The sequence below is a fragment of the Desulfosalsimonas sp. genome, assembly GCF_055149105.1.
Genome location: NZ_JBSRLA010000006.1, coordinates 43,345 through 65,122, shown reverse-complemented (window position 1 = coordinate 65,122; position 21,778 = coordinate 43,345). Strand labels below are relative to the sequence as shown.

At 55.2% G+C, this 21,778-nt stretch carries 18 protein-coding genes; 10 read left to right on the top strand and 8 right to left on the bottom strand.

Features of this window, described 5'->3' with window-relative positions:
* Positions 1 to 46: 46 nt before the first annotated feature.
* From lpxD to ACTCIA_RS02525, 10 genes are read left to right on the top strand one after another with little or no spacing between them, the layout of a single operon-like run.
* Positions 47 to 1,135: a UDP-3-O-(3-hydroxymyristoyl)glucosamine N-acyltransferase gene (gene lpxD, locus ACTCIA_RS02570; protein WP_463000244.1), complete on the top strand. Its 1,089-nt coding sequence runs from the start codon at positions 47 to 49 to the stop codon at positions 1,133 to 1,135.
* 6 nt (positions 1,136 to 1,141) lie between these two features.
* Positions 1,142 to 1,912: an acyl-ACP--UDP-N-acetylglucosamine O-acyltransferase gene (lpxA, locus tag ACTCIA_RS02565; protein WP_463000243.1), complete on the top strand. Its 771-nt coding sequence runs from the start codon at positions 1,142 to 1,144 to the stop codon at positions 1,910 to 1,912.
* Between the two features lie 22 nt (positions 1,913 to 1,934).
* Positions 1,935 to 2,792 (top strand): LpxI family protein, encoded by an 858-nt coding sequence (locus ACTCIA_RS02560; RefSeq protein WP_463000242.1) that lies wholly within the window; start codon positions 1,935 to 1,937, stop codon positions 2,790 to 2,792.
* 2 nt (positions 2,793 to 2,794) lie between these two features.
* Positions 2,795 to 3,769, top strand: coding sequence for a Gfo/Idh/MocA family oxidoreductase (locus ACTCIA_RS02555; RefSeq protein ID WP_463000241.1), 975 nt, complete (start codon positions 2,795 to 2,797; stop codon positions 3,767 to 3,769).
* The gene (lpxB, locus tag ACTCIA_RS02550; RefSeq protein ID WP_463000240.1) at positions 3,766 to 4,962 is read left to right on the top strand and encodes a lipid-A-disaccharide synthase; all 1,197 of its coding nucleotides are present in this window, start codon (positions 3,766 to 3,768) and stop codon (positions 4,960 to 4,962) included. The genes ACTCIA_RS02555 and lpxB overlap by 4 nt, the downstream gene beginning before the upstream one ends.
* Positions 4,963 to 4,969: 7 nt before the next feature.
* Positions 4,970 to 6,766 carry an ABC transporter ATP-binding protein gene (locus ACTCIA_RS02545; protein ID WP_463000239.1) on the top strand — a complete coding sequence of 599 codons (1,797 nt, stop codon included), beginning with the start codon at positions 4,970 to 4,972 and terminating at the stop codon, positions 6,764 to 6,766.
* Between the two features lie 21 nt (positions 6,767 to 6,787).
* Positions 6,788 to 7,975 carry an LPS export ABC transporter permease LptF gene (lptF, locus tag ACTCIA_RS02540; RefSeq protein ID WP_463000238.1) on the top strand — a complete coding sequence of 396 codons (1,188 nt, stop codon included), beginning with the start codon at positions 6,788 to 6,790 and terminating at the stop codon, positions 7,973 to 7,975.
* Positions 7,972 to 9,066, top strand: a complete 1,095-nt coding sequence (lptG, locus tag ACTCIA_RS02535; RefSeq protein WP_463000237.1) for an LPS export ABC transporter permease LptG — start codon at positions 7,972 to 7,974, stop codon at positions 9,064 to 9,066. Before lptF ends, lptG begins: the two co-directional genes overlap by 4 nt.
* Positions 9,067 to 9,088: 22 nt before the next feature.
* Complete coding sequence (gene lpxK / locus ACTCIA_RS02530; RefSeq protein ID WP_463000236.1) at positions 9,089 to 10,243, top strand: tetraacyldisaccharide 4'-kinase; 1,155 nt, start codon at positions 9,089 to 9,091, stop codon at positions 10,241 to 10,243.
* Positions 10,240 to 10,899, top strand: a complete 660-nt coding sequence (locus tag ACTCIA_RS02525) for an RIO1 family regulatory kinase/ATPase domain-containing protein (RefSeq protein ID WP_463000235.1) — start codon at positions 10,240 to 10,242, stop codon at positions 10,897 to 10,899. Before lpxK ends, ACTCIA_RS02525 begins: the two co-directional genes overlap by 4 nt.
* Here ACTCIA_RS02525 and ACTCIA_RS02520 read toward each other — a convergent pair.
* The 8 genes from ACTCIA_RS02520 to ACTCIA_RS02485 all read right to left on the bottom strand — a co-directional run bounded on the left by ACTCIA_RS02520 (position 10,896) and on the right by ACTCIA_RS02485 (position 21,674).
* Positions 10,896 to 11,486 (bottom strand): methyltransferase family protein, encoded by a 591-nt coding sequence (locus ACTCIA_RS02520; RefSeq protein WP_463000234.1) that lies wholly within the window; start codon positions 11,484 to 11,486, stop codon positions 10,896 to 10,898. The genes ACTCIA_RS02525 and ACTCIA_RS02520 overlap by 4 nt on opposite strands.
* A gap of 44 nt (positions 11,487 to 11,530) precedes the next feature.
* Positions 11,531 to 12,277 carry a 3-deoxy-manno-octulosonate cytidylyltransferase gene (kdsB, locus tag ACTCIA_RS02515; RefSeq protein ID WP_463000233.1) on the bottom strand — a complete coding sequence of 249 codons (747 nt, stop codon included), beginning with the start codon at positions 12,275 to 12,277 and terminating at the stop codon, positions 11,531 to 11,533.
* The gene (locus ACTCIA_RS02510; RefSeq protein ID WP_463000232.1) at positions 12,274 to 13,569 is read right to left on the bottom strand and encodes a 3-deoxy-D-manno-octulosonic acid transferase; all 1,296 of its coding nucleotides are present in this window, start codon (positions 13,567 to 13,569) and stop codon (positions 12,274 to 12,276) included. Before ACTCIA_RS02510 ends, kdsB begins: the two co-directional genes overlap by 4 nt.
* A 134-nt stretch (positions 13,570 to 13,703) precedes the next feature.
* A complete protein-coding gene (locus tag ACTCIA_RS02505; RefSeq protein ID WP_463000231.1) occupies positions 13,704 to 14,636 on the bottom strand; it encodes a methylenetetrahydrofolate reductase in 933 nt (310 codons plus the stop codon).
* Positions 14,633 to 15,304 (bottom strand): methylenetetrahydrofolate reductase C-terminal domain-containing protein, encoded by a 672-nt coding sequence (locus ACTCIA_RS02500; protein ID WP_463000230.1) that lies wholly within the window; start codon positions 15,302 to 15,304, stop codon positions 14,633 to 14,635. Before ACTCIA_RS02500 ends, ACTCIA_RS02505 begins: the two co-directional genes overlap by 4 nt.
* 53 nt (positions 15,305 to 15,357) lie before the next feature.
* On the bottom strand, positions 15,358 to 15,789 hold the full coding sequence (locus tag ACTCIA_RS02495) for a hydrogenase iron-sulfur subunit (RefSeq protein WP_463000229.1): 432 nt from the start codon (positions 15,787 to 15,789) through the stop codon (positions 15,358 to 15,360).
* Positions 15,786 to 20,255 (bottom strand): FAD-dependent oxidoreductase, encoded by a 4,470-nt coding sequence (locus tag ACTCIA_RS02490; protein WP_463000228.1) that lies wholly within the window; start codon positions 20,253 to 20,255, stop codon positions 15,786 to 15,788. The genes ACTCIA_RS02495 and ACTCIA_RS02490 overlap by 4 nt, the downstream gene beginning before the upstream one ends.
* A gap of 276 nt (positions 20,256 to 20,531) precedes the next feature.
* On the bottom strand, positions 20,532 to 21,674 hold the full coding sequence (locus ACTCIA_RS02485; RefSeq protein ID WP_463000227.1) for an FAD:protein FMN transferase: 1,143 nt from the start codon (positions 21,672 to 21,674) through the stop codon (positions 20,532 to 20,534).
* Positions 21,675 to 21,778 lie beyond the last annotated feature (104 nt).

The window sequence follows — 21,778 nt, the reverse complement described above, 5'->3', positions numbered from 1 at the left end:
GCTGTCCAGCGGCCGCAGGTTTGTCCCGTCAGCGGAGCGCCGGCATATGAGCGGCCTGACCCTTGCAGAGCTTGCGGACATCATTTCAGCCCGCCCCGAGGATATTCACGGCGATGCCGGCACCACGGTTACGTGCGCTGTGCCGTTTGACCAGGCAGGTCCCGGGGCTGTGACCTTTGCAGACAACGCCCGGCTGTGCAGCCGGGTCAAAGACAGCCGTGCGGGTGTGGTGATCGTGCCGCGCAGTTTTTCCGGGCCGGCTTCGGCAAACCTGATTTTATCGGACAATCCCAGGCTCGCCTTTGCCCGGATCATGCAGTATTTTTATCCGCAAACGCCTTGCTTTTCAGGCATCAGCCAAAAGGCCGCCATCGGGTCCGATTTTGTTGCCGGCCGGGATACGGCTGTGGCGCCCCTTGCCTTTATCGGCAACAAGGTGACTCTCGGAGAGCGCGTGGTGATCCATCCGAACGTGTTTATCGGCGACGGGGTTTGCATCGGCGATGATACGCATATCCTGGCCAATGTATCGATCCTGGAAAACTGCGTGATCGGCAGCCGGGTGATTGTAGGGGCGGCATCTGTGATCGGCGCGGATGGATTCGGCTATACCCCTGATGAAAAGGGGCGGCATGTGAAAATCCCGCAGACCGGAATTGTTCAGATCGATGATGATGTGGAACTCGGTGCGGCCAATACCATTGACCGGGCCACATTCGGCCGGACATGGATCCGGCAGGGAGTCAAGACGGACAATCATGTGCATATCGCCCATAATGTCACAATCGGGGAGCATACCATCATTGTGGCCCTGGTGGGAATCGCCGGAAGTACCAATGTGGGCAGCAACGTCATTATAGCGGGCCAGGCCGGTATCGGCGGGCATTTGACAATCGGCGACAAGGCGGTAATCGGTCCCCAGGCCGGTGTTGCCAGGGATGTGGCGCCCGGAAAAACCGTTTCCGGCACCCCGGAAATGCCTCACAGTCAGTGGCTGCGGGTCCAGCAGGTACTGGGACGGCTGCCGGAGATGAAAAGACAGGTCACAGCGATCCAGCGTCGCCTGGAAAGCCTGGAAAAGGCAATGGCCGGCAATGAAACCGAAGAGAACAATTCGTCAAACCCGGAGTTGTAAAAAAATATGATTCATCCCACTGCAATTATTGATCCTGAAGCAGAAATCGACGAAGATGTGGAAATTGGTCCTTATTCAATTATCCGGGCCAATGTTTCCATTGCCTCAGGGACCTGGATCGGTTCTCATGTAACCATTGATTCGTATGTGGACATCGGGCCGGACTGCCAGGTTTACCAGTATGCTTCAATCGGGGCTGTTCCCCAGGCCATCCGGTTCAAAGGAGAAAAGACCTATCTAAAAATCGGACGCAACACCATTATAAGGGAATTTGTCACTTTAAACCGGGGCACGGAATTCGGCGGGGGCGTGACGCGTATCGGGGAGGACAATTTCTTAATGGCCTACACCCATGTGGCTCATGACTGCATTACCGGCAGAGGCGTGATCATGGCCAATAACGCCACTCTTGCCGGCCACGTGATTGTCGGCGATCACGTGACAATCGGCGGTCTTGTGGCGGTTCATCAGTTTGTCCGCCTTGGCGAGTATTCCTATATCGGCGGCAAATCCGCAGTGGTCAAGGATATCCCGCCTTATTTGATTGCAGCGGGCGACCGGGCAAACCTTCACGGGTTAAACAAGGTGGGGCTCCAGCGCCATCAGTTCTCGGAGCACTGCATTGCGCAGCTCAAAAAAGCCTACCGCATTATTTTCCGTATCGGGCTGACTGTCAACGAGGCTGTGGAGCGCGTGCTGGCCGAGGTGGAAAATACGCCGGAAGTGCTCAACCTGGTTGATTTCATACGCAATACCCAACGGGGGATAACCCGGTAAGGCCATCAAGCGGAAAAATTTTATGACACTGGCGGAAAAACGGATCGGACTGATCGCTGGCAGCGGCCCTTTTCCGATTCTGTTTGCAAAAAAGGCCGCCGCCCGGGGCTACGAAGTTTTTGCAGCCGCCTACCATCATGAAACCGATCCGGCACTTGCCGGATATGTGGCCGCCATGGAAGTCCTGCACCTGGGCCAGGTGGGCCGTCTAACCCGGTTTTTCCGCAAACACGGGGTGCAGTCAGCGGTCATGGTGGGCGCCATCCAAAAACCCCGGGCCGTCTCTGAAATCCGCCCCGACATCAAGGCCCTTTCCCTGCTGGCGGCCGTGCGCAAAGACACCCATGATGATCGGCTTTTGCGGGCCTTTGCCAGGTTTCTGGAAAAAGAGGGCATCATTGTCCGGCCATCGACTTTTCTGTTGCCTGAACTGCTGGCCCGCCCCGGATGCTGGACCCGGAAAAAGCCTTCCAAAAAAGAGCGCAGCGACATCCTTCTGGGCTGGCAAAAGGCCAAGGCCATTGGCGCTTTGGATATCGGTCAGTGCGTTGTTGTGGAAAACGGTTCAGTGCTGGCTGTGGAGGCCATAGACGGAACCGATGCCACAATCCAAAGGGGCGGCGGGCTGGGACGGGGCAATGCCGTTGTGGTCAAGGTCTGCAAGCCGATCCAGGATTTTCGTTTTGACGTGCCGGCAGTCGGCGTCCGGACCATTGAGACCATGCATGAATGCGGGGCCCGGGTGCTGATAGTGGAAGCCGGCCGGTCGGTTGTGTTTGACAGGGAGGAAATGGTAGAATTGGCGGATCAATACGGGATATCCATCGAAGCCCTGGCGGATATGCAGGAACAATCCCAGAAAAACAAGGCTGAACAATAAAAATGAACCCGGACAAAAAAATCCGTGCCGCAGTTGTGGGCGTTGGCTATCTTGGTAAGTTTCATGCAGAGAAATACGGCAATCATCCCGGTGTTACCCTTGCCGGTGTTGTGGATACGGATCCTGCCCAGGCGCAGACAGTGGCCGAAAAAAACGATACCCGGGCGTTTGCCGATTATCGCCAGCTTTTCGGTCAGGTGGATGCCGTCAGCATTGCCGTGCCCACGCATCTGCATTATGAAATTGCCAAAGATTTTTTAAATCAGGGTGTTGATGTGCTGATTGAAAAGCCCATCACCCGTACGGTGGCCGAAGCTGACGAACTCATTGCCCTTGCTGAAAAAAAAGGGTGCATTATCCAGGTGGGACATCTGGAACGCTTCAACCCTGCGGTGGTGGCTGTTCGCAATCAGGTGGTGCGTCCGCTGTTTTTCCAGTGCGAGCGGCTCAGCCTTTACCAGCCCCGGGGCACGGATGTCAGCGTTGTCCATGATCTGATGATTCATGACATTGACCTGATTTTCAATTTTGTCAAGGCGGATATCCGCTATTGTCATGCCCTGGGCGCATCCGTGGTCACCGATCAGGTCGATATCGCCCATGCCCATATTGAATTTGACAACAACGCCGTGGCCAATGTCACCGCAAGCCGGATTGCCAACAAAAATGAGCGAAAAATCCGGATTTTTCAGCCGGATGGCTATTTTTCCATTGATTTTGCCAATCGCGCCATCACCCATATCCGGCCCGGCTCCGGGGAAGAGCAGTGCCCGGTGCCCGGCATGATGATGGAGCAGCACTCCTTTGCCGCAGCCGATGCCCTGGCCGATGAAATCGGCTCTTTTGTGGATATCGTGGCCCGGCGGGGCGAACCCGAGGTCTCAGGCCGAATGGGCCGGGATGCCCTGAAAGTGGCCGTGGATATAACAGCTCAGATAAATGAGGCCATGGCCCGGGTCAGGGGATCGGGTTCATGAAAACACAAGATCTGCCCGGGAAACAGGTTATGATCATCGCCGGCGAGACCTCGGGGGATCATCACGGGGCCCGGCTGGTGGCCGAGATGGCAAAAAAGGATACTGATCTGCGTTTCTGCGGTGTCGGCGGCCCGCAGATGAAGGCCGCCGGCGTGGAAATCCTCGTGGATGCCGGACAGCTTTCGGTGGTGGGTATTACCGAAGTGTTTTCCGCACTGCCCGTGGTGCTGCGCGAAGCCGGACGCGTCAAGCGGGAGATGCTGCGGCGGAGGCCGGATCTTCTGATCTTGATTGATTTTCCTGATTTTAATCTGCACATGGCCGGCTTTGCCAAAAAGCACGGCATAAGGGTGTTTTATTACATCAGTCCGCAGATCTGGGCCTGGCGGCGTTCCAGGGTCAAAAAAATCAAGCGCCGGGTGGATCACATGGCTGTGATTCTCCCCTTTGAAGCCGATTTTTACCGGGCCTGGCAGGTGCCGGTAACCTTTGTCGGCCATCCGTTGCTGGACCATTATACAGAGGCGCATTGGCAGGAACCGGCCGACAACTCCATTCAGGACTCTGCATCGGAAACCGCCGCAGTGGTGGGTCTGCTTGCCGGCTCCCGCAAAAGCGAGATCCGGCGTAATTTACCGGTTATGCTTGCTGCAGCAGGCCGGCTGGCAGAGGATCTTCCGGGTGTTGAATTCATTGTTTCGGTTGCTCCGGGTATTGATCCCCTGTGGCTGGAAGAGTGGATACAGCCCTGGCGGGATCGGATTGATATGAAGCTGCAATCCGGCGAAATTGTCGGGATATTGGAGCAATGCACTCTGGTGGTGGCCGCCTCGGGAACGGTCACCCTGGAAGCCGCTATTTTCGGGGTTCCAATGGTAATCATGTACCGGATTTCCAGTTTGAGCTACATGCTGGGCAAAATGCTGGTGAAAGTCGATCATATCGGTCTGGCTAACATTATTGCCGGCCAGCGGGTGGTTCCCGAGTTGATTCAGCAGGATGCCAATCCGGGAACAATTGCCCGCACCGTGCGGGACTTGCTTTCGGACAGGGCTGCGCTTTCGGATCTGCGCCGCCGGCTCAAAACCGTGCGCGCCATGCTGGGCGAACCCGGGGCGTCGGAAAAGGCGGCAAACATTGCCCTTTCCCTGATTTATCGCAACACGGAGGCAACGCCGGCCGGAAAGGTTTAATTTCTTTATGACACCCCCCATTATTTCCAAACTGCCCCTGCGCAGCCGGCACCGCCGGCTGCTGGGATATATCCGGGGAAGCTGGCCTCAACTGGCCCTGGCCATGGTGTGCATGCTTGTGGTTGCGGGAACCACTTCAACCACGGCGTTTCTCGTCAAGCCCATGCTCGATGATATCTTCATGGAAAAAAATGAGACCATGCTGATGATCATCCCCATTGCCCTGATCGTGCTTTACCTGCTGCGGGCCTTGGGCATGTACGGCCAGGAGTTTCTGATGCACTACGTGGGCGAAAGCATCATTCGCCAGTTGCGGGACAATCTTTACGACAAGATATCTGATTTGCCCCTGACGTTTTTTCAAAAGGAAAAAACCGGGGTGCTGATGAGCCGGATCACCAATGACGTCAATATTGTCAAGGCCATGGTATCCAATGCGGTCACCGGCGCGTTAAGAGACGTGTTTACCATTTTCGGCCTGATCTTTGTGATTTTCTATCAAAGCTGGAAGCTTGCCCTGATTGCGCTTATTGTTTTGCCAGTGGCCTTTTTCCCCATTGCCGAATTCGGCCGCCGGATCCGGCGGTTTAGTACCAGGAGCCAGGAATCCATGGCGGATTTGAACTCTTTTCTCCACGAAACCTTTGCAGGCAACAAGATCGTCAAGGCCTTTGGAATGGAAGCCGAGGAAAAAGCCCGGTTTTTCCAAAAAAACCGCACGCTTTTCCGCTACGAGGTCAAAACGTTTCGCACCAAGGCACTGACTTCGCCGGTCATGGAGGTTTTAGGCGGCATCGGTGTGGCCGTGGTGATCTGGTATGGCGGATACGCGGTGATCAATGAGCAAATGACCCCGGGCACGTTTTTTTCCTTTATGACCGCACTGATGCTGTTATACGCCCCTGTAAAAAAACTGACCCGGTTAAACAGTGCCGTGCAGCAGGGACTGGCTGCCACAGATCGGATATTTGATGTCCTGGAGACTGAATTGGACATCACGGATCCGCCGGATCCCGTTGCCCTGCCGAAACCGCCTCACAGGGTGGCCTTTGAAAACGTGTCATTCGGCTATAGCCCGGATGAAGCCGTTTTAAAAGACATTCGCCTGGAGGTCCGGCCTGGCGAGCGCCTGGGAATAGTTGGCACCAGCGGCGGGGGAAAAACCTCCCTGGTCAACCTGATTCCGCGGTTTTATGATGTCACGGCCGGCAGCGTGAAAATCGACGGCATAGATATCCGCCAGGCGGCTGTGGCAGACCTGCGCAGCCGCATTGCCGTGGTCACCCAGGAGCCGATTCTGTTTAACGACACCATCGGCAGAAATATTGCCTACGGAAGTCCCGCTGCCACTGACAAGCAGATCTGGGAGGCAGCCGGGGCCGCCTATATCGCCAATTTTGTCAAGACCCTGCCAAAGGCCATGGATACGGTGATCGGCGAGCTGGGCAACCGCCTTTCCGGAGGTGAAAAGCAGCGCATGTGTATTGCCCGGGCGCTTTTAAAGGATGCGCCGATTCTCATCCTTGACGAGGCCACCTCGGCCCTGGATTCAGAGGCGGAACAACTGGTGCAGAAGGCCCTGGAAAACCTCATGCAGGGGCGCACTTCATTTGTGATCGCCCATCGGCTCTCCACTATTGTGAATGCAGATCGCATCATTGTTCTCTCCGGGGGCCGGATTGTGGAAGAGGGCCGGCATGCGGACTTGTTGAAGCAAAAGGGGGAATATTACCGATTTTACCGCCAGCAGTTTCCCGACCGGGAGGACAGCAGCGGCCGGCAGAACTTTTCCGCACCCCGGTAAATACACGGAATCCATCATCCCATGAAGCCAAATACCCTTGTCAACCGGTATATATTCAAGGAACTGATCCCGCCCTTTGTGATCAATCTCGTTTTTTTCATGTTTATTTTTCTGATGAGCGAGATTCTTGACATCACTGACATGATTGTCAACTATCAGGTGAATTTGTCCGTGTTTTTCCTGATGATTGTTTATTCCATGCCTTACTTTCTCGTCTATATCATTCCCATGTCCGTGATGATGAGCATCCTTCTGACCTTTTTACGCATGTCGGCAGACAATGAAATTGTTGCCCTCAAGGCCGGCGGGGTCAGCCTCTATGGCCTGATTCCGCCGGTGCTGGTGTTTGCGGTTTTCGGTTTTTTGATTACCGTGGCCATGGCCGGGTGGGGAATGCCCTGGGGCAAATCCGCTTATGAAAAAACAGCCATGGAAGTGGTGCGGTCCAATTTTAATATCGGAATGAGCGAAGGCCGTTTTAACGACGATTTTGCCGGCCTGACCTTTTATGTCAATAATGTGGATATGAAGACCCGTGAACTCAATGATGTATTGATCCAGGACAGCCGGCAAAGCCAGACCAGCAGTACCATCATCGCCCCCAAAGGCGATTTGCTGAAGGGAAAGGATGACTATACGTTTGTGATCCGCCTTTACGACGGCGTCATCAGCCAGGTTGAACCCGGCAGCGGGGGGGCGCATGCCACGAATTTCAAGACCTATGATATCCGGCTGGATATCGCCGGGCCTGGTGCAAATATGGGATCAAGGCGAAAGGATGAGAAGGAAATGCGTTTTTCCGAACTGCGCGAGTATATAAAAAATGCGGAAAATCGGGATAAACGCTATTATTCGGTTCTTCTGGAACTGCACCGGAAATTCTCCATCCCTTTTGCCTGCATTGCCATGGGACTTCTGGCCCTGCCGCTGGGGGTCATGTCCGTGTCGGCAAGGAAGTCAGCCGGCCTGGGCATGGGCCTGCTCTGCTTTCTGCTTTATTATCTGCTTTTGTCAGCCGGCACAGTGCTTGGTGAAAGCGGCTGGTTCCATCCGGCGTTAGGTTTATGGGCGCCAAACGGGATTATGGGAGTCCTGGGACTTTATATGCTGGTGAAGACGGCAAAAGATGAGCCGGTTGGGCTGCTGCCCTGGTTTGCTTTCACAGTCGGCCGCGTCCGTGGGTTTTTGTCGGGCGGGGGAAAACCATGAGCATTATTCATCGATATATTACCGCTGCTTTTGTGCGATATTTTTCCATGGTTCTTGTCATGGTCGTGGCCATTTACCTGTCAGTGGATTTTCTGGGGCGGATCGACAACTTTATTGAAGATCAGGTGCCGGTGGGGAAGGTTGCGTTTTTTTTCCTGCTCAAAATTCCCTTGATCGTATCCCAGATTACTCCCGTGGGGGTGTTGCTGACAGTCTTGATCATTTTCGGCCTGATGAACAAAAACAATGAAATCATTGCCTTGAAAAGCAGCGGCATCAGCGTGTTTTACCTTCTGGTGCCGGTTGCGGCCATGGGTGCGCTGGTATCTGTGATCTTGTTTATGTTCTCCGAGGTGGTGGTGCCCATCAGCGTCTCAGAGGCCAACCGGATTGCCGAAGCCGGCGATGAGACACCCCGCACGGTGCCTCGGGAAAATATCTGGATCCGCTCAGGGCAAAATATTGTTCATGTGAAATATTATCGTCCAGCGGATGAAACGTATTCCGGGATGACCATTTACTTTCTGGACCGGGAATTTAACCTGGTGCGCCGGATAGATGCTTTGTCTGCCCGGTATCATCAGGACCGCTGGGAACTGACGGGCTGCATGGAGCAATCCTTTAGAGGCGGTGCGGCCAATGGCGGGGCCCCTGAGTTCAAAGGTCCGCAGGTCCGGCAGTACGATCAAAAGCAGTTTGATCTGGCCTTTTCCCCGGAAGATTTCAGAAGGGTGGCCCGGGAGTCCGGGGAAATGAATTTTATCGCCCTGGGCCGGTATCTCCAAAAGGCCGAGTCTGACGGCTATGACGCCACCCGTTACCGGGTGGACTATCATGCCAAGACAGCTTTTCCCCTTGTATGCCTGGTTATGAGTTTGATGGGAGCCGCTGTTGCCCTGGGCGGCACGACCCGGGATGGCATGGCAGTGAGTTTTGCATATGGCATTATCATTGCTTTTTTATACTGGTCGGTTTATAGTTTCTGTTTGTCTCTGGGTTATGGGGGAATGCTGCCGGCGTGGCTTGCGCCCTGGTGTGCCAACGCAATGTTTGGCCTGGGCACGGCTGTGATGTTGTTGAACCTGGAGTAGATGCGGGCAACCAAAGAAAAATATGTTTGAAAAATTAAAACACAAGGCCGGTGTTGTGAGAACCGATTACCGTCACAGCAATCCGTCTGCGCTGAGCCGGGTGCTTTATGCGGCCTCAAGGATTTACAGCGGGGCTGTAATGCTTCGCAACAGGGGCTTTGACAAGGGGATTTTATCGGTTCGCCGCCTGCCGTGTCCGGTTGTATCCATTGGCAATATCACGGCCGGGGGTACGGGCAAAACCCCCATGGCCCTGTACCTGGCCCGATTGATGTTTCAGATGGGCTACCGGCCCGCTGTGATCAGCCGGGGATACCGGGGCAAGGCGGAAAAAGCCGGAGCTGTGGTCACTGATGGATATCATTTGTTTGCTGATTGTGCCACAGCCGGAGACGAGCCATTTATGATGGCCAGTGTTTTAAAGCGAGTGCCGGTGCTGGTGGGCAGGGATCGGTTCCAAAGCGGCATGCGGGCCGTGGCGGCTTTTGATTCGGATGTGATTATTTTAGATGACGCTTTCCAGCACCGGCGGCTGCACCGGGACCTGGATCTGGTGCTGCTTGATGCCGCCCATCCGCTGGGAAATGGGCATGTGCTGCCCCGGGGGAGCCTCAGGGAGCCGGCATCCGGGCTTAAGCGAGCAGATGCCGTGATTTTAACCCGCAGCCAAAGCCGGGAGGCCCGGGAAAGTCTGCCGCAGATGATTTCCGGGCATGCCCCTGTGTTCCGTGCCGACCATGTGCCGTTTTTGTCCGGTATTTATGGGCAGGCCGACTGTCTGGAGGAAAAGGGAATTTCAGGCCACGGAGATCCCGGGGATTTGTCTTTTCTGGGTGCCGCCCGGGTTTTTGCTTTTTCCGGAATCGCGCGAAACCAGGAGTTTTTAAACATGCTTTCGGGATATGTTGGTTCATTGAGGGGTTTTGCACAGTATCCGGATCATTATTGCTATTCCGGCAGGGATCTGGGCAAAATTGAACAAAAGGCCATAGCTGCGTCCGCAGACTGCCTGATGACCACGGAAAAGGATTATGTACGCATTGCCGGCCGGCTGCCCACAAGCCTTCCCCTGGTGGTAATGGGTGTGGAAATGCGGTTTTTAAACAATGACGAGTCCGGGTTTATTGCGCTGCTGCGTCGTAAACTGCTGGAAACAAAACTGGAAACCAGATCATGAAGCAGCGAAGAGCTATATTTGAAACAGATGGGCACCAGTTGGAATTGCTGTCAAAAGGCAGATGGGCAAATGCGGATTTGTTCAGCTTTTCCGAGCGGGGTACCAAATGGGTGGTCAAGGATTATTCCGGATGCCCGCCGCTGGTATCCGGAACCTGGGGACGGTGGATGATAATGCGCGAATACCGGGCCCTGGTCCGCCTCCAGGGCATTGACGGCATACCCGAAAAGCCGTTTCTCCGCGATGGCCAAGCCCTTGGATATCAGTACGTAAACGGTATAACCCTTCGCCGGGTGCGCACCGAGGAGATTCCGTCCAATTTTTTTCCAGACCTGGAGCATTTGGTCCGCCGGATGCACCAGCGCAAAATGGTGCATCTCGACATCCGGAACCGGCGAAATATCATGCTCCGTTCAGACGGCCGGCCGGCGCTGCTTGATTTTCAGTCCAGCCTGAATGTGCGTCACATGCCCCCTGCATTGGGGCGCATGCTGAAGCAAATCGACCTGTCCGGGGTTTATAAAATCTGGTACAAGCTGAGGCCTGACTTGATGGATGCCTCTCGTCTGGCCAGATTGCAAGCCATTGAGCGCAGGCGTTTTATCTGGGTGTTTAAGGGCTATCCCCTGGAGCACATGAAAAAACGTCGGCGCTAAAGGGGCCGGATAAACGTGAAAAACAGGATAATGAGCCAGCAGATGCCCACGGCTGTGAGGTTGCGCACCCCGTGGTTGTCGGAAAAGCTTTTGCGGTCAAAAACAAAAAGCCGGGATGCGTCAAACCGCTTGTTAAAGGTGGGCAGATAGGGCCGGACATCGCGTTTGTACTGCTGGTAATCCTGGCCGAAAAGGCCGGCCAGCAGCTGTTCTTCCCGGTTGACCCGGTTGACCATGTAAAAGTAATAGATAACCGAGTAGGCAATCAGGATCAAAAGGCTGCCGGTTGCCATCAAGATGCCGAAAATCAGAAAGAAGCGGCCGAGATACATGGGATTGCGCACAAACATGTAGGGCCCGCCCGTGGTCAGCTGCTTTTTGGTTTTAATGGTGGCAAAACACCACAGCTGCAGCATTTCTCCGGCAACAGAGACGATCAGGCCCGGCAGAAACCATTGTTTTTCCAGCAGGGGCAGCATCAGTACAAACAAGACCGCCATGAGGGGAAAACGCAGTTTCAAAAATGTTTTCCTTGCTTTGCGGTTGTTAAACAATTCATTGATACGGTCAAATACGGGGGTGCTCATGAGACAACCTTTCCAGGGACGGTGCATCCCGGTTTGTTAAATGTTTACAATTGATTGAATTCGGCAACGACTTTCTCCAGATCTCCGGGGCTGTCCACGCTGAGGCTTTTTCCATGGGTGATTTCCACATGGATGGGAATGCCGTTTTCCAGAAGTCTTAATTGTTCCAGTTTTTCAATCTGCTCCAGCCGACCCGGCGGCAGGCTGACAAATTGATCCAGCGCGGATTTGCGGAATCCATAAAGGCCGATATGGCAGAAATAGGCGGCTGTTTGCGCATTTCTGGGATGGGGGATGGGCGCGCGGGAAAAATACAGTGCCCGCCCGTCTGGGGCAAAGGCGGCCTTGACCCGGTCCGGGTTTTGCGCGGCTTCAGGTTCCAGGGGATGGACAAGGGTGGTGACCGCCATTTCCGGGTCTGCAAACGGTCGGATCAGTGCAGACAGCATGCCCGGATCCAGCAGCGGCTCGTCGCCCTGGATGTTGACCACAACTCCGTTATCACGGATTCCAATCCGGTCTGCAGCCTCATGAACCCGATCCGTGCCGCTTTTATGATCATCGCGGGTCATCACCACGGGCACATCCAGGGCTTTTGCAGCACTGAAAATTCTTTCATCATCTGTGGCAACCACTACCTGCCGGAGCTGGGGGCATTGCCGGGCCCGGGTGTATACGTGCCAAAACATGGGTTTTCCCCGGATTTGTGCCAAAGGCTTTCCCGGAAACCGGGTGGAGGCGTATCGCGCCGGAATCACGCCGCAGCATTCCACGGGAACGGATAAATTCATGATTTCTTCCCTGGGTTGTGGGGTTTGAGGTGGGCGCCAATGGTTTGACAGGCCAGGGATGTGCCGCCCTGGCGGCTTTGGATATACTGCCGGGCCTGGTGTTTGATTTCACGGCGATCAGGCCGGGTTTCAAGCTGGCGCAGCAGCCGGGTCGCAGCCTTCTGCCAGGTGTTTTCCTTAAATACAAGGCCCTGGCGGAAAATGCTTTCCCCCACCCAAAAGAAATTGTCCCAGTGCGGCCCGATGACCGGCTGTACGCCGTGAACAAGGGGTTCCAGAAAGTTCTGACCGCCCAGGGGCGCCAGACTTCCGCCCACAAACACGGCATTGGCAGCGCTGTATGCATCCGAGAGTTCGCCGAATGTGTCCCACAGCAGGATATGGCCGGGTCTGGCCGGCTTTTTTAATTCCGAGCGCAGGGCCCATTCGGCGTTGATCCGGGAAAGGGCGGACTTCCAGAAGTCGATCCGGTGCATGTGGCGGGGAAACAGCCCGATGATCAGATCGGTGTTGGCGTTTCGGATCTGCTGAATCATCTCCAGGACCTGCGGTTCCTCGGGTTGCCGGATGGAACCAAGAACAAGAAATTTGCCCTCCGGTGGCAGCAGATTGGATAAGGTGCTGCTTTCTCCGGGTTCCTTGCCAACCTGCAGCCGGTCAAACTTGATGTTGGCCATCCGGGTGACAATGCGGCTTCCGAACAATTTTGAAAATCGGGCGGCATCGGCATCGGATATGGCAAGCACCTGTTCCGGGGCCAGGGCATTGAGCAGGCTTTGCAGGCGGATGTATCGGTTAAGGCTTTTTTTTGTCATGCGGCCGTTGATGATCACAGCCGGACAGCCCGCTTTTTTCAGGGCATGCAAAAGCCCGGGCCAGATTTCGGTTTCCAGCAGCACCACGAGTTTCGGGCTGATCTGGCCTACCGCTTTATCCATGATCGTTGGCCGGTCAAAGGGAAACCAGCAACACTTCAGTGCGGGTTTGTCGGTTTTCCCCTGGCTTCCATGGGCGTGTTTTTCAAGGATCTCCATGCCCTGACGGGTATTGGTGGTGACCAGTATTTGCGGCCGCAGCCCGGCTGTCAGAAGGCCCTCGGCAATGGCGCACGCCAGATAAGCCTCACCGGCAGAAGCGGCCTGGATCCACAGGTCGGCCGGGGGCAGAGGGGTTTTGAGTCGGCGCCGGGCATATCCGTCTTTTAGCCGGGCATTGAGCCGAAGGCTTGGTATGGCCAGGTGCCAAGCCGTATCATAGGCGGCAATGGCGGTTTTCATGCTTCGTGTGTTCAATTTTGATGATAATCCGGTTCCGGTTACAGGTTTGACTTGTGTCTATAGCACCTTTTGCGGGGTTTGATCAAAAAAAAAACCGCTCCGGTATCTGCCGGAGCGGTTTGCTGCAGGACAAAAAAGAAAATCTGCAATCAGTCTGTTTCAGGGCGGGGCATCAGTCCTGCGCGCTCAACGATTTCAGGGACTTTTTCCTCCCATTCAATGGCCATGATATGAAAGCCGCTCACACCTTTGAGCTCTTTTAACCGCTGAATGGTTTCCACACAGATGTTAACGCCTTCTTCGGCCTGCTTGCCCTTGGGGGTGTCGGCCATGCGTTTGACCACGTCATCGGGAACATCCATTCCCGGCACCCGGTTTTTCATGTATTTGGCCATGCCTGCGGATTTAAACGGGGTAACACCGGCCATGATGTAGCATTTTTCCGTCAGCCCCCGGTCTTCTGCCTGCCGGATCCATTCCTCGAATTTTTCCAGGTTGTAAATGCACTGGGTCTGGATAAATTCGGCACCGGCCTCGATTTTTTTGGCGAGCCGGGGAACCCGGATTTCAAATGGATCGGCAAACGGGTTGGCCGCAGCGCCCACAAACATTTTCGGGGGCCGCTTGATCTCATCTCCGCCAAGAAACGTGCCCTCGTCGCGCATTTTCCGGACGGTCCACAACAATTGCATGGAATCGAGATCATGGACGTTCTGTCCCTGGGGATTGTCGCCGAAACTCTGATGATCGCCGGACAAACACAGTACATTGGAAATGTCAAAAGAGGCCGCTCCCAGAATATCGCTTTGCAGGGCTATGCGGTTTCGGTCCCGCGTGACCATCTGCAAAATGGGCTCCAGGCCCATGAGCTTTAAGTGAATGCAGGTGGCCAGACTGCTTGTGCGCACAACAGAGGTCTGGTTGTCTGTTACGTTGATGGCGTCCACGCAGTCCTTGAGCAGTTCTGCTTTGTGGCGGATGACCTCGGGGTCGCTTCCCCGGGGCGGACCGCATTCGGAGGTGACCCCCAGATGACCGGCAGCCATGACTTTTTCCAGTTTGCTCGGAGTTTTCGCGCTCATATTTGTACATCCTCCCTCTCCACTTTTCTGGGGCCGCCCGCCCGGTCAGTGGACCAGTCCTTGACATTAAAGAGTTTTTCATAAAGATCCATGCGGTCGATGGCCTTGAGGCGATCGATGATCAGCTGCCAGGCGCAGTCGAGTTCCTTGTTGATCTCGCATTTGCCCTTGGAGGATCCCCCGCACGGGCCGTTAAACAGGCGCTTGGCGCATCTGGCCACCGGACAGATGCCGCCGGTATAAGCCAGGATGCACTGGCCGCAGGCCTGGCACCGCTCGGTCCACAATCCCCGCTGCTCGGTCACGCCCAGAAAACAGGTGTTGACGCCCGGATACACGGGAATGGAGTGGTACTTTTCAGCGGTGAACTGGATGCCGACGCCGCAGGCAATGGACACAATGGCATCGTACTGATCGGCAATATCCCGGATTTCTTCCAGGTATTCGTGGTCGCACTGGCGTTCCAGGGTGCGCTCGTCAACCTGCACATCTTCTTTTCCCTGGTTGGAAAAGTACATGCGCAGGGTGGCGGCCAGTACGCCCACTTCTTTTTTACCGCCTGCCTCGCAGACCGTGACGCATTCATTGCAGCCGAGAACCAGGATTTTTTTGGAATCCTTCACATATTCAATGATTTCCTCGACCGGCTTTTTATCTGCAACAATCATTTACAGACCTCTTTGATAGAAGGTTAACGGGTTGAGATGAATTTTATTTGGCGTCAGGCAGCTGACTGTTTCTTCTTTTTCATTGGGTTGGGGCCCAGTTCCCGTATCTGTGCATCCATTTCCCCCGCGTACTTGGCAAACAAGGGCCCGTCGCTGGATGACAGGTTATACATCCTGGCCCTGCCGGGATCCGCGCCAATGGATTGGAGTATCCGCTGCACCTGCTCAACCCGCTTGCGGGCACGGAAATTTCCGGTCTTATAGAGGCATTCCCCCTCCATACATCCAATTACGCAAACACCGTCAGCGCCTTTTTCCAGGGCCCGGAGCATGTGCTGCACATCCACCTTGCCGGTACACGGCACCCGGATGATGCGGAAACTCGTGGGGTATATCAGTCGCATGGAACCTGCCAGGTCCGCAGCCGAATACCCTCATTGGTTGCAGCAGAATGCGATGATTCTGGGATTAAAGTCTTGGCTCATGATTCTTCCCCTTCTTCCAGTAAAGCGTCTACCTTGCTCGTGATTTGATCGTCTTCATACCACCGCAGTTCAATGGCCTTGGCCGGGCATTCCGCAGCGCAGGCGCCGCAGCCCTGGCAGAGGGCGTCATCGATTTCACTGACGCCTTCCTCGTTGATCCGGGGCACCCCGTAGGGGCAGGTGCGCGCACAAATCAGACAGGATGCGCATTTTTCCGGATCCACCTGTGCCGTCACCGCAGAAAGTGTCAGATACGGCTGGGTCAGCATGGTGGTGGCCCGCGATGCAGCCGCCATGGCCTGTGCGATGGATTCAGACAGCAGTTGTGGGCTGTGTGCGGTGCCACACAAATAAACCCCTTCCTTGCTCATTTCAACAGGCCTGAGTTTGACGTGGGCCTCTGTGAAAAAATGCTCGGGATTGCGAATCAGTTTCATGATACTGGCGAGTTCCTCGGTGTCGGAAGCCACCATGCCCGCACTCAGAGCCAGCAGATCGGCATCCGCGCTGACCTTGCGGTTCAAAATATGGTCGTTGAAGACCACGTTGACCAGATCACCGGAAGCCGAAACCTCCGGCGGATCTTCCGGATCAAACCGGAAAAATTTCACTCCCAGCCGCCGGGCTTCGGTGTAGTAGTCCTCAAGCAGGCCGTATGTACGGATGTCTCTGTAAAGGATAAAGACCTGGGTTTCCGGGTTGAGCTTCTTTATGTGAATGGCGTTTTTAACGGCGCTCTGACAGCAGATTCGCGAACAGTTGGGGTTGTCCTCGTTTCTGGAGCCAATGCACTGGATCATCACCACCGTGTTGAGCTCGTCTGCAGCACCTTTTTCCTCCAGCCGGGTGCCGAGTTCGAGCTGGGTGACCACCCGGGGATTTTCGCCATAAAGGTATTCCGCCGGCTGATACTCGGTGGCGCCGGTGGCCATGATGGTCACGCCGTGTTCGATCTTGCGGCTGACCATGTTTTCGCCCACAAGCAGTTCGGTGGTGAAGTTGCCCTTAAAGCCGGAAAAATCGACAATCACGGAATTGGTGACGATCTCGATTTGTTTGTGCGCGCTGACCTGGTCCACCAGGCCGGTGAGGTAATCGCCCACATCCATGCCTTCGATGGTTTTGGTCAGGCGGTTGGCCAGTCCGCCGAGTTCGGCTTCCTTTTCAACCAGCACCACTTCAAAGCCCTGATCTGCAATACCGAGTGCCGCGTTCATGCCGGCCACCCCGCCGCCAACCACCAGGGCCCGCTTGGTAACCGGGATCTGGCGTTCATGCAGGGGGTGCAGGGAGGCGGCCCGCCCCACGGCCATGCGCACCAGTTCCTTGGCTTTTTCCGTTGCCATTTCCGGGTTGTCGCCGTGAACCCATGAATCCTGATTACGGATATTGGCCATTTCAAAGAGGTACTTGTTTAATCCCACCGATTCCAGGGTGTCCATGAAGATGGGCTCGTGGGTCTTGGGGGTGCAAGAGGATACCACCACCCGGTTGATGTTGTGCTCTTTGATGGTTTCCTTCATCTGGTCCTGGGCGTCCTGACTGCAGGTAAACAGGTTTTCGCCGGAGTAGACCACATAGGGCAGTTTCTCCGCATATTCCCGCACATGGGGGACATCGATCACGCCGGCAATGTTGATGCCGCAGTCGCACACAAATACGCCGATTCTGGGAATTTCGCCTTCCACATCGATTTCATCGGGCCGGACCACTTCCTTTAACAGGGTGTTTCGGGATTCGGCCAGATTCCGGCCTGCGGCACAGGCCGCAGCACTGGCTTCTGTGACCGAGGTGGGAATGTCTTTTGGCCCCTGGAAGATGCCGCAGGCAAACACGCCGTCCCTGGAGGTGTTGACCGGGGCAAACGGGCTGGTTTCGGCAAAGTTGTATTTGTTTAAGTCAATTTGGAGCCGTTTGGCTGTTTCCATGGTGGACCGGGGGACCTGAAGGCCCACGGAAAGCACCACCATGTCAAATTCCTCTTCCACGATATTGCCGGCCTCGTCCACGTAGTGCAGCAAAAGATTGCCGGTTTCCGGCATTTCGGTGATCGTGTGAATCCGGGACTTGACAAACCTGACCCCTGCGTTGTCCTTTGCGCGCATGTAGTATTTTTCATAATCCTTGCCAAAGGTGCGGATGTCCATGTTGAAAATGGCGCAGTCCAGGTCGTGTTCCGCATGGTCCTTGGCGATCATGGATTCCTTGATGGCATACATGCAGCAGACAGATGAGCAGTAGCCGTTGCCGCACCGGTTGGTGTCCCGGGAACCGATGCACTGGAGCCAGGCGATTTTTTCCGGTTCCTTGTGGTCCAAAGGCCGCACCAGATGACCCATTGTGGGCCCCGATGCCGAAAGGATCCGTTCAAACTCGGCTGCGGTCAGCACATTGGGACTTGATTTGTATTTGTAGGTGTCTTCCAGGTCCGAAGGATCAAAAACGTCATTTCCCGGGCACAAAACAAGGGAGCCCACCTCGATGTCGCGCTCCTGAACAGTTTGCTCGTGGTCGATGGCGTCGGCCAGGCAGGCCTTTACGCACTGGTAGCATTCCGAGCAGATGCCGCATTTCAGGCACCTGTCAGCTTCGGCCTGGGCTTCCTGCTCATTGTAGCCAAACGAGACTTCCAGGAAATTGCACTCCCTGGCCTCCGGGTCCAGGCATCGCACGGGCACCCGGTCCTTATGAGGCTCGTTGATCACGTCCGGCTTGTCATATGTCCATTCTTTTTCCCGGCCCTCGTGCAGATCCTGGCCGTTGATATAGCGGTGGATGCTTTCAGCAGCCTCCTTGCCGCAGGCAACAGCGTCAACCACCGACTTGGGGCCGTAAAAGGCGTCTCCCCCGGAAAAGACCCATTCCATGTTGGTCTGAAGCGTGACCGGATCTCCCTCCAGACCCCGGGCGTTCATGGGTACATTCTGGCCTTCGAGATCCGAGGCGTCGGTTGCCTGGCCGATGGACAAAATGAGCGTGTCTCCGAAAAAGGCCTCGCAGGCGCTTTCGTCAAACTCCGGGTTAAACCGGCCCTCCGGGTCAAATACATTGGTGCAGGTTTTAAATTCAATACCGGAAAACCGGTTTTCGTTGTTGATAAAAAAGCTCTTGGGACCGTAGGAATTGACGATTTTGATATCGCTTTCCAGGGCTTCCTCGATTTCATGCTCCCAGGCCGGCATTTCCTCGCGCTTTTCCAGGCAGACCATGGTGACGTTTTCCGCGCCTTTTCGCTTGGCGGTCAAAGCCACGTCAATGGCCACGTTGCCGCCGCCGATCACCAGCACATCCTTTCCCACGGGCACGTCATTTCCCAGGGCGGTTTCCCTTAAAAAATCCACGCCCTGGAGCACACCCTCGGCATCCTCGTTTTCAATGCCGAGGCTGCGACCCTTGTGCAGTCCGATGGCCATGAACACGGCCGAATACCCGTCTGCTTTCAGGCTGTCAAAGGTGATGTCTTTGCCGAATGTGACCCCGGTTTTGATTTCAACGCCCTGGTCACGGATAATATCGATTTCCCGCTGCAGCATATCTCTGGGAAGGCGGTATTCGGGGATGCCCACGGCCATCATGCCGCCGGCCACGGGCAGCTTTTCATAAATGGTGACCCCGTAGCCTTTCCTGGCCAGAAAGGAGGCGGCCGCAAGGCCTGCCGGGCCGGAGCCGATCACGGCCACTTTTTCGTCGCGTTTTTCTTCAGCGGCTTTGGGCAGTATTTTTTCGTCTTCCTGCTTTTCCCAGTCCGCCAGAAACCGGTGCAGTTCCCGGATGGCCAGGGGCTCGTCATAGTCGTTTCGGGTGCAGGCGCCTTCGCAGGGATGGTGACAGACCCGGCCGCAGACGCCCGGAAACGGGTGTGCGTCCCGGAACAGCTCTACAGCTTCCCGGTATTTGCCCTGGTTGATCAGCGCGATATATCCCTGAATGCTTACGTGTGCCGGGCAGGTGGCCTTGCAGGGGGCTGTTCCCCGCTTGCTGATGGCATAGGCACCGGGAATGGCCTGGGCGTACTTCTTGTAGGCCGCCTTTCGGGTAGCGATGCCAAAATCCTGTTCACTGGGGACTTCAATGGGGCAGACATTGGCGCATTCCCCACAGCTGGTGCACTTGGAAATGTCAATATAACGCGGCTCCTGACGGATATGGGCACTGAAATGCCCGGGATCGCCGTTTAATTCCAGCAGTTCGGTGTTGGTGAGCAATTCGATGTTTAAGTGCCGGCCGACCTCGACCAGTTTGGGCGAGATGACTCACATGGCACAGTCATTGGTGGGGAAAGTCTTGTCCAGTTGAGACATGAGCCCGCCAATGGCAGATGTTTTTTCCACTAAATAGACATAATATCCGGAATTGGCAAGATCAAGAGCGCTTTGCATCCCGGAAATGCCGGCGCCCACAACCATAACGGAGCCGACCGGCGCCTGGCCTGATCCGGCTACAGGGGCTTGTTCATTTTGTTCCATTCATGTTCTCCCTTATATTCTTAAATTCGGCCTGATACTGGTGAATATGACGGGACAGGGCCCAGCATGGCTTTGGAGGCCATGGTAACCATAAAACGATTTTTGTATTAAAGGGCCGGCAGGGTTATCGTTTGGCGTGTTCCTGTCGATGCTGCCGGCAACCGCCAGTATTGGAAATTTCTCAAAAATTTGATTCAGGTGATACTATAAATGCAATACAGTGTCAATGGGAATAAACACCCCTCTGTTCTTGGATATTCGGGCCTGCGGGAAAAATCATTGCCGGCTTCTGCTTTTGGTATCCATGTTATCTGGCAGATTCGGAGTGTATTGCTCCTGAATCTGTTCTTTTGAGCCTATGCTCAATACAAGGGCTTCAATGCTTAATTTTTCGGCCAGTTGCATGCCTTTTTCGGTTCCGAGCACCGTGATGGCCGTTGCCGCCCCATCCAGCAGGGCGTTTGATCTGCAGCCGAAATCAGCCGTGGTGACCCCGGCGATTTTTTCCGAAACCGGCCGGCCGGTTTTCGGGCTGAAAATGTGGTAAAAAGCGTGGCCCTGAATGATAAGGGGCTGACGGTAATTACCGCTGGTCGATACCCGAATATCGGTCGGAGACGAAATCGTTTTCCAGATTTTTCCCATGTCCCGGGGATGCTGGATGCCGATGCGCCAGGGACGCCGGGGACGGGATCCAAAAGCCGCCACTTCCCCGCCGAGTTGAATCATGCCCGTATGAATGCCGGCATCCCGGAGTACGTCCCGGCTCCGGTCCAGGGCAAAGCCCTTGGCAATGCCGCCGAAATCAAATTTCATGCCGCCGGCCGCGCACATCACAGCCTGCGGATGGTCCATTATCGTGACCTTGTCAAAACCGGTGCGGGCCAGTATGCGTTGAATTTCCCTGCTGGAAGGGATTTTTTGGGTTTTGACAGCGTTTTGCCACAATTTTTTCAAAGGAGCGGTGGAGGGGTCAAACGCCCCGCTGCTGGCATCCCACAGGCGCTTTGAAATGCGGAAAACCGCATGCATCTCATCTGAAACCGCCACCGGCGCTGTTTTGTCCGCGGCATTGAGGCGGCTGACCTCGGATTGCGGATCTGATGGATTGAAAATGCGGCCGATGCGCTCAAATTCATTCCATACCGCCCTGGCAACAGCCTCTGCGTCGCCCCGGCTGCCGTCCGGCAGGTAAAACAATACCCGTGCCGGAATATCAAAATAAATCAGCCGGCGGCTTTCCCACCAACCCGGCTCAGGCCGGGTGAGCGAAACAGCGGCCTTTTGTCCGGGATCATTTTTCAGGTCGTTTTTGGCATTTGGTTGGGTCAGGGGCAGAAAAAGCAGGGCTGCAGCTACGGCAAGACCGGGGATTGCGGCAGCTATGTATAAAAGCAATGAGTTTCGGGGTGTTTTCACAAACCGCTCCAGTGGTTGCAATTTTTAATTGTTCATCAATTTAAGCTTCCCGCGGGACCCAGTCAAGTTTTGTTCTCCGGTGCGCCGGGTTATAAAGACTGGCA